This is a genomic window from Amycolatopsis sp. NPDC049252, from assembly GCF_043197175.1.
In the GTDB taxonomy this organism is placed as follows: domain Bacteria; phylum Actinomycetota; class Actinomycetes; order Mycobacteriales; family Pseudonocardiaceae; genus Amycolatopsis.
Map to the genome: position 1 here is coordinate 45,889 of NZ_JBICSQ010000007.1, position 14,803 is coordinate 60,691.

The window sequence follows — 14,803 nt, forward strand, 5'->3', positions numbered from 1 at the left end:
CCCGCCCGCCGGAGATCCGGACGAAACCTCCGAAAAGGAAGCAGACCATGTCCCGCCATTTCGCGTTCGTCACCATCCCCGCCCACGGGCACGTCAACCCCACCATCGCCGTCGTGGCCGAGCTCGTCGGCCGCGGCCACCGGGTCACCTACGCCGCCACCGCCGAGTTCGCGCCCGCCCTGCGGGCCGCCGGCGCCGACGTCCTCGTCGTCGACACCACGCTCACCTCGGCCCACCCCGGCAAGAAGGTCACCGCCGACGACGTCGCGTGGCTGCCGCTGATCCTGCTGCGGGAGAGCGCGCAGCTGGCCCCGGCGCTGCTGGCGCACTTCGACGGCGACCTGCCGGACGTCATCGCCTACGACGTCACGATGTACCCGCTCGCCCGGATGCTCGGCCGCCGCTGGGACCGGCCGACGCTGGAGCTGTTCCCGACCTTCGCCGCCAACACCGAGTACTCCGTCGCCGAAGAGGCCGAGCGCATCGCCGGTGTGGCCGCCGAGCACCCGGCCACCGCCGCGTTCCGCGCCGAGTTCACCGACTTCTTGTCCCACAACGGTTTTGAAGACGTCACACCCGAGGACATCACGCGCGGCGAGCCGGACGAGCCGCGGCTGGTCTTCCTGACCCGCGAGTTCCAGTACGCCGGCGACACCTTCGACGAGCGCTTCGGCTTCGTCGGGCCGTGCCTGTCCGAGCGCGGGTTCCAGGGTGACTGGACGCCGCCGGAGACCGAGCTGCCGATCGTCTACGTCTCGCTGGGCACGGCGCACAACCTGCGTCCCGGCTTCTTCCGCGCCTGCGTGGCCGCCTTCGCGGGCCGGCCGGTGCACGTCGTGATGGCGATCGGCGACCGCGTCCCGGTGGCCGAGCTCGGGCAGCTGCCGCCGAACGTCGAGGTGCACGCCCGGGTCCCGCAGCTTTCCGTGCTGCGTCACGCGTCCGCGTTCGTCTGCCACGCCGGGATGGGCAGCACGATGGAGTCGCTGTACTTCGGCACGCCGCTGGTCGCGGTGCCGCAGATGCCCGAGCAGGACGTCGTGGCCCGGCGGATCGCCGAGCTGGGCCTCGGCCGGGCCCTGGACCGCGACGAGGTCACGCCGGAGAGCCTGCGCGAAGCCGTCGAAGCCGTGCTCGCCGACGACGCGCTGCACGCCCGGCTGCGCGCCGAAAGCCACCGCGTCCGCGAAGCCGGGGGTACCCGGACCGCCGCGGACAAGCTGGAAACCTACGCCGAAACCGCGTCCCGCTGACACTCCACCAGCCGACCGCTCAAGTCCGTGAGGGCCACATCGAGGGACTCTAGGTCCCTCGATGTGGCCCTCACGGACTTTCGGGTGGTGGCGGGTCAAGCCGTACCGGCGATCGACGGTTCGAGCCCGGCGGGCAGGTCGGCGCGGTTGCCGACCTTCAGCTTCCGGTAGGTGCGGGTGAGGTGCTGCTCCACAGTGGACACCGTGATGAACAGCTTCCGCGCGATCTCGCGGTTGGTGTAGCCGTGCCGCGCCAGTGCGGCGGTGCGGTACTCGGCCGAGGTCAGCAGGGCCAGCCGGTCCGTGTCGCCGGTTTCGGACGCCGGCTTGAGGTCCTCGGCGGACATGTGCGGCTGCAGCTCCCGGCACACGGCGTCGGCCCGGCAGTCCTGGGCCACGTGCCAGGCGCGGCGGACCACCATCCGGGCGCGGCTGGTCTCGTTCAGCTCGTGGTGCGTGCGGCCCAGGTCCGCCAGCACCTTCGCCAGCTCCAGCCGGTCGCCCCCGGCCTGGATCTCGTCGACGGCCTTCTTGAGCATCGGCGGCCGGTCGGCCAGTTCGTGCGTGTTCGCCAGCACGCGCAGCGTCGCCCCGAGCGCGGCGGCGTTGCTGTCGCTGACCAGGTTGAGCTGGGCGTCCACCAGTTCGGCGGCCTTCGCCCGGTCGCCGATCCGCTGGTACGCCTCGGCGCAGCCGGCCCGCCACGGGACCAGCGACGGCAGGTCGATGCCCCACGCCGTCATCAGCTCACCGGCGGCCATGAAGTCCCGAAGCGCCGCGTACACCTGGTCCGTGGCCAGGTGGTGCCGGCCGCGGGCGTAGAGGTACGGCAGCGCGTGCACGGTCCGCATCATCGCGGCCGGCACGGGCTGGGCCTGCAGCGCCTCGGCCTCCTCGTGCGCACCCATCTCGGTGCGCGCCAGGATCAGGCTCGCCAAGGGCGACCCGATCGCCACGCCCCAGCTCGGCGCGGAGATCAGCGCGAGGGCCTTCGCGCCGTGCTCCACGGCGGCCGGGAGACCGCCCTGCCGCACGGCGATCTCCGCCCGCAGCGCGCTGAACACCGCCTGCCACGCCGGCGCGCGCCGCTTGGCCGCCTCCTCCAGCAGCCGTTCGCACCACGGCAGGGCGCGGTCGGTGCTGCCCGCGTACATCAGGGCCCGCAGTGCGAAGGTCAGCGGCTGGACGGTGGCGTCCGCCAGCCGCGTGCTCTGCAGGATCTGCTCGACCGCGACGACGACGTTGTCCCCGTAGCGGCCCCGCAGGACCGCCCTCAGGATGCGGGCCGAGCGCCACTGGGTGTCGACGACCGTGCCGCTGGGCACCGGGCGGGTGCCGGCGGGCCGGGCCGGGACCGGCAGCCGCTTCGCCAGCGCCGGATGGGTGCACGCGACGGACAGGCACAGCGCCTCGGCGTCGAGCGACATGCCGGTGTTTTCGATCTGCTTGCCGAACCCCTCGGCCGCTTCCTCGGCTTCGCCGTGCCACAGCAGGTGACGCACGGGCCCGGGGGCGCTCGCGACGACCCCGAGGTCGGCGGTCAGCGCGCGGATCCGGCGTTCGGCCGCGACCGGGGAGACCCGCCATTCGGCGTCGGCGAGCAAAGTCGTGACGGCGATCCGCTGGGCGTCGTCGCCCAGCCGGCTCACCGGTTCGAGGTAGCGGACGACCTTTTCGACGTCGTCCTCGGCCAGTGCCTGCTCCGCGGCGGTGCGGAGCACGGTGGCGACCCACGGCTCGTCGAGGTCTTCGGAAGCGACCAGCATTTCCGCGACGCTGCGGCTGTCGGCGCCTTCTTCGTAGAGCAGCCGGGCGGCCCGGCGGCGCAGCCGGCCCCGCCGGCCCGGTTCGATGGCCTCCAGCACCGCGGCCGCGCCGGCCGGGTGCCGGAACCGGCCGCCGCTCAGGATGCCGGCGGATTCGAGGTCGCCGAGCACACGGACCGCTTCGTCCGCGCCGGCTCCGGCCAGATCGGCGGCCCGTCCCGCGTCGCCCAGCACGGCGACCGCCGCGGCCAGGTCCAGCGCGAGCGGATCACTGCTGCGCAGGCAGCTCAGGACCGCGTTGCGGAAGGCGAAGCCCGGTGACGGCTCGGCCGGGCCGCCCGCGGTGCGGTGGTCCTCCAGCAGAGCGTGCACCAGCAGCAGGTTGCCGCCGGTGAGCTCGTGGTAGCCGGGCGCCAGCAGCCGGGCGGCGTCGATGCCCAGCTCCCCGGTGACCAGTTCGACCACACCGTCCGCGGGCAGGGTGGTCAGCCGGATGCGGCGGCAGTGCGGCAGCCGCACCAGCTCGGCGTGGAACGCCGGGCCGACCGACCGGTCGCTGGTGCGCTCCCCCAGCGCGACCAGGATCCGGGCGGTCCGGATGCGCAGCATCAGGAAGAGCAGGCAGTGCAGCGAATCCTCGTCGGCGTGGTGCAGGTCGTCGACGACCAGCAGCACCGGCGCCGTGCGGGACAGCTTGAGCAGCGCGGTGGCCACCGCCCGGGACGTGTGCTGCCGCGCCGCGTTCGGATCACCCGCGAGGGTGGTTACGCCGCTCTCGAGGAGGGCGGCGAACTCGTCGGCCATCCCGGCCGGGACCGCCGGGCTCTGCACCAGCTGCCCGAGCACCCCGAACGGGAGGTCCCGCTCGGAGTCGGACGCGATGGCTTGCAGGACGACGGCGCCGGCGTCCAGGGCGTGGTCGGCCAGCCTGCCGAGCAGGCTGGTCTTCCCGCTCGCGACCGGGCCGCCGATGAGCGCGACCCGGCCCCTGCCCTGCACGACACCGTCGTACATTTCTCCTAAAATGGACATTTCGGCTTGATGGTGGACGAACTTCATTGCAGACCAGGCCCCTCATTCCCGGCGAGCGGCACGACGAACCAGCCGCGCAATTGCGGGGCGGATGACGCGGCGGTTTCGCAGAGATGAATTCCGGTGACCGCGACCGAATGTGCGTCCGGTGCGGTGGAGAAGAAAACGACTTCTATGCGACCCGGGCTGGTGGCGACACGCATGTGTTCGATTCCCAGCCCTGGTTCGGCGAGCGCCCAGAGCAGGTCCACCAGCAGGTGCGGGTCCAACTCACGGTGTGTGGCCTCGCCCGACGCGGCAAGTGTGACGCTTGCCATGTACACGGGCAGTCTCCATGACTAAGGGCAGCCGGAGGCCAGCCCGCCGATGATGTTCTTGATGGTGTCCCAGTCGAAACCGCCGGGAGCCTGGGCCGTCTGTGCGATTTCTTGAACGTTCATGATGCATCCCCAGTGTGTTGTTCGGCTTTCGCTGACCACAGCTTGGCTCGGATCGCGGGTGTCCCGGAAGGGGTCCGGGGTGGCACCAAATGACCTCGCACCTTGGTGCCAGAGCGGCCCCGAACGGCCTCCGACCACCGGGTACGTCACTGGTCGGGGTGTTAACCACCGTGTACGATCCGACCCGGAGGGGGTTACAGAGCAGGGAGCAGAGACTGGGGGTCGCAGCCTTCCATGCTGAAGCCACTGGGGGTGGACGCAGCCGGCGAATTGGTCTACCGAACCATGGTCGCGCACCGTGATTGGGGTGTCGCTGATCTGGTCACGTCGCTGGGTCTGTCCGAGGAAGAAGTACGCACGACACTTGACCGTTTGGCCGATCTCGCACTGGTCCGTCCATCCCGGGAGAACCCCGACGCCCTGCGGGCCGTCGATCCCGAGTTCGGACTGCTTTCCCTGGTGCAAATGCGCCAGGCACAACTGCAACGGAGCCAGCTCGAACTGGCCGAAAGTCACGCGGCGGTCTCGGATCTGATCGCCGGTCTCCAGGAGACCGCGCCGTCTCTCGCGCCGGACGAATTGGTCGGAATCGACGAGATCCAGCGCCGTATCGAGGTATTGGCGAGCCGGGCCAGCAAGGAATGCCTTTCCTTCATGCCCGGCGGCGCCCAGTCCGAGGCGAGCATCAATGCCGGAATGCCACTCAACCAAGCCGCGCTATCACGCGGCGTGGCCATCCGGACCGTTTATCTGGACAGCGCACGCAACGACCAGCGCACGCAGAAGTACGTCGACTGGCTCGTGGAGCACGGCGGTGAGGTCCGCACCCAGCCGACCCTGCCCGCCCGGCTGCTGCTGGTCGACCGGGAGACCGCCCTGGTCCCGCTCGACGCGGACAACACCCGCCAGGGCGCCATCCAGATCACCACGCCGGGCATCGTCGCGCTGATGAGGGCCTACTTCGAGCAGCTCTGGTACAGCGCGTCGCCGTTCGGCGCCGGCCGCACCCGGGACGACGAGGGCCTGACGGGCCAGGAGCGAGCGCTGCTGTCGCTGCTGTCCCACGGCATGACCGACGAGGTGGCCGCCCGCCGCCTCGGCCTGTCCCTGCGCACGGTCCGCCGCATGATGGCCGACCTGATGGACCGCCTGGCGGCGAAGAGCCGCTTCGAAGCAGGCATGCGCGCGGCCCAGCGCGGCTGGCTGACCTGACCGGGAAGGGGACGGCGGACCACCCGCCGTTCCCTCCCCCAGCGCGGTGCTCAGGGCCGGGTCGCGGTTCGCCGTCGAAACCACCTGGATCGGGAGAGGGTGTCCGGCCGCGTGCCGATGTCCGTGTCGAGCGCCTCGGCGACGGCGGCGATGCCCTCAGCGCTCACGAAGCGAACCTGCAGGATCGCGACGTCGTCCGCCTCGTCCTTCTGCCGGCACGCAGAACCAAGGTGCCGTAGGCGAGGAACGTGGATGACGTCGTCGTGCTTGCGGCTCGCACACGGCGCCGCTCCCACCCTCATCTTCGCGACGTCAGCCCGGCCCGCGTCCCACCAGACGCGGGGAATCCGTTGACCACAAAGCAAACTGGAGTCCGCGGCTGGCCAGCACCTGGACGAATGCCGGACAGCCCGAGACGCGGCCGGACCCGGCGATGCGACGGCACCCGCAAAACCAAAAACGCAGCTGACCGGAGTCAACTGCGTTCGGGTGGATGGTGCTGGTACCCCCGATGGGATTCGAACCCACGCTACCGGCGTGAGAGGCCGGCGTCCTAGGCCGCTAGACGACGGGGGCTTAGGAACTTCCCTGGTTTCCCAGGGGCTTTTCTGTTTTTCTTGCTGGAGAGAACTTACCAGAGGCGATTACTCGCTCTGCAGGGGGGTCACTCTCCGCAGCTGGGGTACCAGGACTCGAACCTAGACTAACTGGACCAGAACCAGTCGTGCTGCCAATTACACCATACCCCAGTGAGGTACCGAGCCGATCAAGGTCAACCAGGCCGGTTCAGCACCGCACGAGGAGAAATACTAGAGCACGCCGTTCCGGACGGTGAACGCGGGGGTGTCAGTTCGGCGCTGGGCGGGGACGCCGATCGTCGCGTACTCCGAAACCAGCAGCTCAGGCAGCTCGGCCAGGCCGGCGACCGTGTGGACGCCTTCGGGGGCGCGTTCGGCGATGCCGTCGCGGTCGAGCCAGACCGCGCCGAGGCCGGCGTCGCGGGCGCCGATCGCGTCCGTGTCGAGTTTGTCCCCGACGTGAACGGCCTGGGCAGGTGCGCAGCCCAGGCCGAGGCAGACCGTGTGGAACATCACCGGATCGGGTTTCGCCACCCCGAGCTCGCCGGCGATGGCGACGTGATCGAAGAACGGGGCCAGGCCGAGATCGGCGATTTTCTTGCGCTGGTGGACACCCGACGCGTTCGTCACCGCGGCCAGCACGAGACCGGCGGCACGCAACCACTCCAGGCACTCGAGGACGTCGTCGAACAGCTGCCACGAGGTGTCGAGCAGTTCCCGGCGGCGCCGTTCGAAGGACAGCACCTGCTCGGTGTCGGCGAGGATGCCGAGCTCGGCGAGGAAACAGCCGGTGCGGCGCTCGTGCATGGTCGGGTAGTCGATCTCACCGGCGACGACGAGCGCGACGTGCTCTTCGGTGATCAGGTCCCACAGCGGCCAGAGGTCGCCGCGGCCGGTGAGGATGTGGAGGACGCGGCGGATCGCGGCGGTGCAGTCGATCAGGGTGTCGTCGATGTCCAGGCACACCAGCCGGAGCGCCGGCGGCGCCCAGGGCTCGGGCGCCGCCTCGGCGGGGGCGGTTCGCGACGGGGTCCGGGGTGCCAAAGCGAAATCCACCCAGTGAGGCTAGGGCAACCGCAGCGTTCGCGACGCTGCCAAAGAGGTGATTGCGCTTCGCCTGTTCCGGCCCTTGCGCTCTACTCCCAGTTGGTGGACCGTCTTCTTTCGGTTATCCGACCACTGCCCGGCGCAGCCGTCCCAATGAGACATCGCGGCCGAGCAGCTCCATCGACTCGTACAGCGGCGGGGAAACGGTCCGCCCGGTGATGGCGACGCGCACCGGTGCGAAAGCCTTGCGGGGCTTGAGCCCCAGACCGTCCACAAGGGCGTCTTTCAGCGCCTGCTCGATGGCGGCGGTCTCCCACGACGGCAGCGCCTCGAGCGCCGACAGCGCCGCGGTGAGCACGGGCTGCGCGGGCTCGCCGAGGTTCTTCGCCGCGGCGTCCTCCTCCGGCGCGAACGTCTCCTCGTCGGCGAACAGGAAGCGCACCATGGGAGGCGCGTCCGACAGCACCGTGACGCGCTCCTGCACCAGCGGCGCGATCGCGCTCAACCGGGCCAGCTGCTCGTCGCTGGGCGAGTCCGGCAGCACCCCCGCGGTGACGAGGTAAGGCGTGACCCGGCTCACGAACTCCGCCGCCGGCAAGGCCCGCACGTGCTGGCCGTTGATGGCTTCGGCCTTCTTGACGTCGAAGCGCGCCGGGTTGGCGCTGACCTTCGTGACGTCGAAGGCTTCGACCAGCTCCTCGACCGAGAACACGTCGCGGTCGTCGGCGATGGACCAGCCCAGCAGGGCCAGGTAGTTCAGCAGGCCCTCGCGGATGAAGCCGCGGTCGCGGTAGTTGAAGAGATTCGACGAAGGGTCGCGTTTGGACAGTTTCTTGTTGCCCTCGCCCATCACGTACGGCAAATGGCCGAACTGCGGCGTGAACTCCGCCACGCCGATCCGCTCCAGCGCCGCGTACAGCGCGAGCTGCCGCGGCGTCGAGGGCAGCAGGTCCTCGCCGCGCAGCACGTGCGTGATCTTCATCAGCGCGTCGTCGACCGGGTTGGTCAGCGTGTACAGCGGTTCGCCGTTGGCCCGCACCAGCACCGGGTCCGGGATGGTGCCGGCCGGGAAGCTGATGTCGCCGCGCACCAGGTCGGTCCAGGCGAGGTCGATGTCCGGCATGCGCAGCCGCAGCACCGGCGCGCGGCCCTCGGCGCGGTAGTCGGCGCGCTGCTCGTCGGTCAGGGCGCGGTCGAAGTTGTCGTAGCCCAGCTTCGGGTCCAGGCCGGCCGCCTTGCGCCGGGCCTCCACCTCTTCGTTGGTCGAGAACGCCTCGTACAGCTCCCCCGCTTCGAGGAGCTTCGCGGCGACGTCGGCGTAGATCGCCCGGCGCTCGCTCTGGCGGTACGGCCCGTAGTCGCCGCCGGCCTCGGGGCCTTCGTCCCAGTCGATGCCGAGCCAGCGCAGCCCGTCGAGCAGCTGCTCGTAGGACTCCTGCGAGTCGCGCGCGGCGTCGGTGTCCTCGATCCGGAACACCAGCTGACCCTGGTTGTGCCGGGCGAAGGCCCAGTTGAACAACGCCGTGCGGATCAACCCGACGTGCGGGGTGCCGGTCGGCGAAGGACAGAAGCGCGCGCGAACCACCGATGTCTCACTCATAGCCCGATCAGCGTATCCGTCGCCCCATCGCTTGACGCACGGACCGGGCCGGGTGCATCCTCGTCTTATTCAACAGGTGATGAAATAGATGGGGAGATGGTGGAGATGACCGAGCGCACGGGCTGCGTCGTCATCGGCGGCGGGCCGGCCGGGATGGTCACCGGGCTGCTGCTGGCCCGGGCGGGCGTCGAGGTGACGGTGCTGGAGAAGCACGCCGACTTCCTGCGGGACTTCCGCGGCGACACCGTCCACCCGTCGACGCTTACGCTGCTCGACGAGCTGGGGCTCGGCGAGAAGTTCGGCGCGCTGCCGCACAGCGAGATGCGCTCGGCGGGGTTCCCGCAGGAGAACGGCGAGCTGATGAAGCTGGCCGACTTCACCCGGCTGAAGGTGGCGCACCCCTACGTCGCGATGGTGCCGCAGTGGGACTTCCTCGACCTGCTGGCCGAGAGCGCGCGCAAGGAGCCGACGTTCGTCCAGCGGATGGAGACCGAGTGCACCGGCCTGGTCCGCGAGCAGGGCCGCGTCGCCGGGATCACCTACCGCACGGCCGCCGGGGAGACCGGGGAAATCCGTGCCGACCTGGTGATCGCCGCGGACGGCCGGTGGTCACTGGCCCGCCGCGAGGCCGGCCTCGTGCCGCGCGAGTACGACTGCCCGTTCGACGTCTGGTGGTTCCGGCTCTCGCGCGCGGAAGGCGACGTGTCCGGAATGCTCCTGCCGAAGATGCGGGACCGCCGCTTCGCCGTGCCGCTCCCCCGGCCGGACTTCTTCCAGGTCGCCTACCTCGGCCCGAAGGGTGACGACCTGCGCGAGCAGGGCATCGAGGCGTTCCGCGACAACGTCGCGCAGATCTGCCCGGAGTTCACCGACCGGGTGCACGAGCTCGAGACGATGGACGACGTCAAGTTCCTCGACGTGCGGCTCAACCTGCTGCGCACGTGGCACGTCGACGGGCTGCTGTGCATCGGCGACGCGGCGCACGCGATGTCGCCGATCGGCGGGGTCGGCATCAACCTGGCGGTGCAGGACGCGGTCGCGGCGGCGACGTTGCTGGCCGAGCCGCTGCGCCGGGGCCGCCCGGCGCCGGCGGACCTGGCGAAGGTGCGCGCACGGCGGTTGCTGCCCACGCTGCTGGTCCAGGGGCTGCAGCGGGTGCTGCACGGGACCGTGGTCCGGCAGGTCATGGCGGGCAGGCGCAACGGCCCGCCGGCCGCCATGATCAAGCTGTTCGCGCGGTTCCCGCGGCTGTCGTACGTCCCGGCCCGGCTGCTGGGCCTGGGCCTGCGGCCCGAGCACGCACCGGCCTTCGCCCGGCGGGCGATGGAGCCGGCGTCCCGGGGTTAGATGCTTTCGACCGGGTTGGTCAGGGTGCCGATGCCGTCGATGGTGATCGAGACGCTCTGGCCGCCCTCGATCGGGCCGACGCCCTCCGGGGTGCCGGTGAGGATGACGTCGCCGGGCAGCAGGGTCATCACGCCGGAGACGAACTCGACCAGCTCGGGGATCTTGTGCACGAGGTCGGAGGTGCGGCCGTCCTGCTTGAGCTCGCCGTCGACCTCGGAGCGCAGCGCCAAGTCGGAGGCGTCGAGCGAGGTCTCGATCCACGGCCCGAGCGGGCAGAAGGTGTCGAAGCCCTTGGCGCGGCCCCACTGGCCGTCGGACTTCTGCAGGTCGCGGGCGCTGACGTCGTTGGCGACGGTGTAGCCGAGGATGGCGCTCGCGGCGCGCGCGGCCGGCACGTTCTTCACCGGCTGGCCGATCACGATGGCCAATTCGCCCTCGAAGTCGACGCGGCCGACGCCGGACGGGCGGCGGATGGCCGCGTTCGGGCCGATGACCGTGGTCGACGGCTTGAGGAACAGCATCGGGGCGCTGGGCACCTCGTTGCCGAACTCGGCCGCGTGCTTGGCGTAGTTGCGGCCGACGGCGATCACCTTGGACGGCAGGATCGGCGCGAGCAGCCGGACGTCGGCCAGCGGCCACCGCTTGCCGGTGAAGTTGGGCTGGCCGAACGGGTGCTCGGCGATCTCCAGGACCTGGGCGTCGTCACCGTCCCCTTCGACCGAAGCGAACGCGACTCCACCGGGATGAGCAATACGGGCTAGGCGCACGCAGTCAGTCTACGTGCGCCCGGCCGGTGACCTATGCCACGGTGGTGCTCTTGTGCACGAGCGCGTCGCACAACGCCAGCCAGCTGGCCTCGACGATGTTGCCGTGCACCCCGACCGTGGTCCATTCGCGTTCGCCGTCGGTGCTCTCGACCAGCACGCGCGTCACGGCGTCGGTGCCGGGGTGGCCCTGCAGGATCCGGACCTTGTAGTCGGCCAGGTCCACACTGTCCAACCAGGACAGGTGCGGGCTCAGGGCCTTGCGCAACGCGGCGTCGAGGGCGTGGACCGGGCCGATGCCCTCGGCGGTGGCGATGACCCGCTGGCCGCCGACGTGCACCTTGACCGTCGCCTCGGAGACGACCTCGGCGTCGGCGCGGTGGTCGAGCACCACGCGGTAGGACTCGAGCTCGAACGGCGCCTCGACCGGGACGTCGGCCTCCTGGCGCAGCAGCAGTTCGAGGGAGGCGTCGGCCGCCTCGAAGGACCAGCCCTCGGCTTCGAGGCGCTTGACCTTCCGCATCGCGCTCGTCAGCGCTTCGGGCCGGCCGGCAAGGTCGACCCCGAGCTCACGTCCCTTGAGCTCGAGGCTGGCCCTGCCGGCCATCTCGGTGACCAGTACCCGCATGTCGTTGCCGACGGAAGACGGATCGATGTGGTTGTACAACAACGGATCCACCTTGATCGCGCTCGCGTGCAGTCCTGCCTTGTGGGCAAAAGCCGACGCCCCTACGTAAGCCTGGTGGGAGTAGGGGGCGAGGTTCGCGATTTCGGCAAGGGCATGGGAGACCCGGGTGAGTTCGGCGGCGCCTCCGGTCGGGAGGACGTCCATGCCGAGCTTGGTCACCAGGTTTCCCGTCACGGCGAAGAGGTCGGCGTTGCCGGCCCGCTCCCCGTAACCGTTGGCGGTGCACTGGACGTGCGTCACGCCGGCCTGCACCGCGGCGACGGAGTTCGCCACGGCGCAGGAAGTGTCGTCCTGACAGTGGATCCCGAGCCGGAATCCGGTCTTTTCCTTGATGGTCTTGACCGTCTCCGCGAGGCCCAGCGGCAGCTGGCCACCGTTCGTGTCGCAGAGCACGAGAACGTCGGCGCCGGCGTTCGCGGCGGCGTCGAGGATCCTCAAGGAGGTTTCGGGTGAGTGCGCGTAGCCGTCGAAGAAGTGCTCGGCGTCGAGGAAGACCCTCCGGCCTTCGTTGACGAGGAATTCGACGGTGTCGCGCACCATCTCGCAGGCTTCGCCGACGTCGACCCGCAGGGCGCGCTCGATGTGGCGCAGGTCGGACTTCGCGACGAGGGTGATGACCGGCGCCTCGCTTTCGAGAAGCGCCCGCACCTGCGGATCGACGTCGGCGGTGGTGCCGGCCTTGCGGGTGGCGCCGAACGCGACGAGCGCCGCGTGCTTGAGCTTCAGTTCCCCTTTCGCGGCGCGGGCGAAGAACTCGGTGTCCTTGGGGAGCGCGCCCGGCCAGCCACCCTCGACGAACCCGACACCCAGCTCGTCCAGCAGCCGCGCGACGGCCAGCTTGTCCTGGACGGAGTAGGAGATGCCCTCGCGCTGCGCACCGTCGCGCAGGGTCGTGTCGTAGAGGTGGAAGGCGTCGCCGAGGGGGGTATCGGCGGGCTCCTTGCGGGTCACGGTGTTCTCCTCGGGCCGGTTCAAGTCGTTTCTGGGCAACAAAAAAACCTCCCGCAGGGGTGCGAGAGGTTGCGCGCCGGGAGAGCTCTTGTGGAGCTATCGTCCGGCGCGCTCGGCGATAATGATCGCGAAGTTGGTCACGGTCGCATCATGCCACAGGGTTTCGGTCGAAGTCCACAACCTGGGTCAAGCTCCCACCATCCGGGACAGGCGCCGCAAACGTCCCCCGCCACTCCCTGGGGGCCGGCCCCGCACCCAGTTTATCGGCACCCACGGACACAACCGCCCGGAAGACCGTTGCACGGCGGGGTTGTCCACATCACGGCGGTGCTGTGGACAACCCCGCGATCGGCCGGTGCTGTCGCGGCACGAGCACCGCACGAACGGACCGTTCGCGACGAAACCGATGCGAGTGGGCCAGTCGTGCGGCCGAGAGCGCCGACGGGCCGTTCGCACCCCGATCCGCACGAGCGGCCCTTTCGCGCCACAAACAGCACCAACGGACCGCTCCTGACGCCCAGCGCCGCACGAACGGCCCACCCACAACCAAACCCGCACGAGAGGACCACTCACGCACCCGAGGGCACCGGCGGACCGTTCGCACCCCCCACTCGCACCAGCGGCCCACTCGCACCCCAACCCGCACCGACGGCCCACTCACGCCACAAACAGCACCAACGGACCACTCGCGACCCCCAACACCCGGCACGAACGGGCCACCCACAACCAAACCCACACGAGAGGACCACTCGCGCACCCGAGAGCACCAACGGACCGCTCGCACCCCGGGCCCGCACCAATGGCCCTTTCGCACCACAACAGCACCACCGGCCCGTTCGCAACCAGACCGGTGAGGACTACTCACGCAATCAAGAACACGCCCCCAAAAAACAACGAAGAAGCCCCGCACCGAATCGGCGCGGGGCTCCCCGTCAAGCAGAAGGCAGCTATCAGCCGGTGCGCACGTTCGACGACACGAGCGCCGCCAACCGGTCACCGATCGCCGTGGTCGCGCCCGGGGACGCCTGGTCCCGGGTCGCCAGATCGAAGGCCACCGAAGCCTCGATGCGCCGCGCCGCTTCCTTCTGGCCCAGGTGGTCCAGCAGCAGCGAGACCGACAGCACCGCGGCCGTCGGGTCGGCCAGGCCCTGGCCCGCGATGTCCGGCGCCGAACCGTGCACCGGCTCGAACATGCTCGGGTTGCGGCGGGTCATGTCCAGGTTGCCGCTCGCCGCGAGGCCGATTCCGCCCGTCACCGCCGCCGCGAGGTCGGTGATGATGTCGCCGAACAGGTTGTCCGTCACGATGACGTCGAACCGGGACGGGTCGGTCACCAGGTGGATCGTCGCCGCGTCCACATGGGAGTAGGCGACCGTCACCTCCGGGTGCTCCAGCGAGACCTCTTCGACGATCCGCGACCACAGCGACCCGGCGAACGAGAGCACGTTGGTCTTGTGCACGAGCGTCAGGTGCTTGCGCGGCCGGGCCTCGGCGCGGTTGAACGCGTCCGCGACCACGCGACGCACGCCGAACGCCGTGTTGACGCTGACCTCCGTCGCGATCTCGTGCTCGGTGTCCTTGCGGATCAGGCCACCGGTTCCCGCGTACGGGCCTTCGGTGCCTTCGCGCACGACGACCATGTCGACGTCGCCGGCGTCGGCCAGCGGTCCCCGGACACCCGGGTACAGCCGCGCCGGGCGCAGGTTGACGTGGTGGTCCATTTCGAACCGCAGGCGCAGCAGCAGGCCGCGCTCCAGGATGCCGCTCGGCACCGTCGGATCGCCGACCGCGCCCAGCAGGATCGCGTCGTGCTGCCGCAGTTCGCCGAGCACCGACTCCGGGAGCAGCTCGCCCGTCGAGTGCCATCGGGCGGCGCCGAGGTCGTAGTTCGTGATCTCCGCAGTCGGTGCCACTTCACCGAGCACCTTCAACGCCTCGGAGACCACCTCGGGCCCGATCCCGTCTCCTGGGATCACAGCGAGCCGCATCCACACACCTCCGTCGACCAGGCCACCGGCCGCACCGATGGCCCACCGCAACAAAACGCCAGCAGCCGGAAGGTTACCGGCCGTAGACAAACGGCCGTAGCCGCACCACCCTTATGCCGCATCCTCCCGCAGGGTGA

Annotated in this window: 10 protein-coding genes and 2 tRNA genes; 3 read left to right on the top strand and 9 right to left on the bottom strand. The window is 70.2% G+C overall.

Features of this window, described 5'->3' with window-relative positions; translation table 11 throughout:
- Positions 1-47 precede the first annotated feature (47 nt).
- Positions 48-1,253, top strand: coding sequence for a macrolide family glycosyltransferase (locus ACGFMK_RS12180; protein WP_392761112.1), 1,206 nt, complete (start codon positions 48-50; stop codon positions 1,251-1,253).
- Between the two features lie 95 nt (positions 1,254-1,348).
- Here ACGFMK_RS12180 and ACGFMK_RS12185 read toward each other — a convergent pair whose 3' ends face one another.
- Both ACGFMK_RS12185 and ACGFMK_RS12190 read right to left on the bottom strand, forming a co-directional pair.
- Positions 1,349-4,078: an AAA family ATPase gene (locus ACGFMK_RS12185; protein ID WP_392761114.1), complete on the bottom strand. Its 2,730-nt coding sequence runs from the start codon at positions 4,076-4,078 to the stop codon at positions 1,349-1,351.
- Entirely contained in the window at positions 4,075-4,374 is a 300-nt protein-coding gene (locus tag ACGFMK_RS12190; protein ID WP_323331883.1) for a hypothetical protein, read from the bottom strand. The genes ACGFMK_RS12185 and ACGFMK_RS12190 overlap by 4 nt, the downstream gene beginning before the upstream one ends.
- Positions 4,375-4,725: 351 nt before the next feature.
- Between ACGFMK_RS12190 and ACGFMK_RS12195 the strand changes: the two genes are divergently transcribed.
- Positions 4,726-5,703: a LuxR C-terminal-related transcriptional regulator gene (locus tag ACGFMK_RS12195; protein WP_392761117.1), complete on the top strand. Its 978-nt coding sequence runs from the start codon at positions 4,726-4,728 to the stop codon at positions 5,701-5,703.
- Positions 5,704-6,203: 500 nt separating this feature from the next.
- Here the strand turns inward: ACGFMK_RS12195 and ACGFMK_RS12200 are convergent.
- The 4 genes from ACGFMK_RS12200 to gltX form a co-directional block, all read right to left on the bottom strand.
- A tRNA-Glu gene (locus tag ACGFMK_RS12200) sits at positions 6,204-6,279 on the bottom strand.
- A gap of 101 nt (positions 6,280-6,380) precedes the next feature.
- Positions 6,381-6,452, bottom strand: a tRNA-Gln gene (locus ACGFMK_RS12205).
- A gap of 60 nt (positions 6,453-6,512) precedes the next feature.
- Complete coding sequence (locus tag ACGFMK_RS12210; RefSeq protein WP_392761494.1) at positions 6,513-7,247, bottom strand: HAD family hydrolase; 735 nt, start codon at positions 7,245-7,247, stop codon at positions 6,513-6,515.
- 202 nt (positions 7,248-7,449) lie between these two features.
- Complete coding sequence (gene gltX, locus ACGFMK_RS12215) at positions 7,450-8,928, bottom strand: glutamate--tRNA ligase (RefSeq protein WP_392761120.1); 1,479 nt, start codon at positions 8,926-8,928, stop codon at positions 7,450-7,452.
- 105 nt (positions 8,929-9,033) lie between these two features.
- Here gltX and ACGFMK_RS12220 point away from each other — a divergent pair, with 105 nt between their 5' ends.
- Positions 9,034-10,275 (top strand): FAD-dependent oxidoreductase, encoded by a 1,242-nt coding sequence (locus ACGFMK_RS12220; protein ID WP_392761122.1) that lies wholly within the window; start codon positions 9,034-9,036, stop codon positions 10,273-10,275.
- On the opposite strand, the gene ACGFMK_RS12225 is transcribed toward ACGFMK_RS12220, so the two are convergent.
- From ACGFMK_RS12225 to ACGFMK_RS12235, 3 genes are all read right to left on the bottom strand, one after another.
- Positions 10,272-11,042, bottom strand: coding sequence for a fumarylacetoacetate hydrolase family protein (locus ACGFMK_RS12225; RefSeq protein WP_392761124.1), 771 nt, complete (start codon positions 11,040-11,042; stop codon positions 10,272-10,274). The two genes, ACGFMK_RS12220 and ACGFMK_RS12225, sit on opposite strands and share 4 nt — an antisense overlap.
- A 31-nt stretch (positions 11,043-11,073) precedes the next feature.
- Positions 11,074-12,678, bottom strand: a complete 1,605-nt coding sequence (cimA, locus tag ACGFMK_RS12230) for a citramalate synthase (RefSeq protein WP_392761126.1) — start codon at positions 12,676-12,678, stop codon at positions 11,074-11,076.
- A 950-nt stretch (positions 12,679-13,628) separates the two neighbouring features.
- Positions 13,629-14,666, bottom strand: coding sequence for a 3-isopropylmalate dehydrogenase (locus ACGFMK_RS12235; protein WP_323331923.1), 1,038 nt, complete (start codon positions 14,664-14,666; stop codon positions 13,629-13,631).
- Positions 14,667-14,803: the final 137 nt, after the last annotated feature.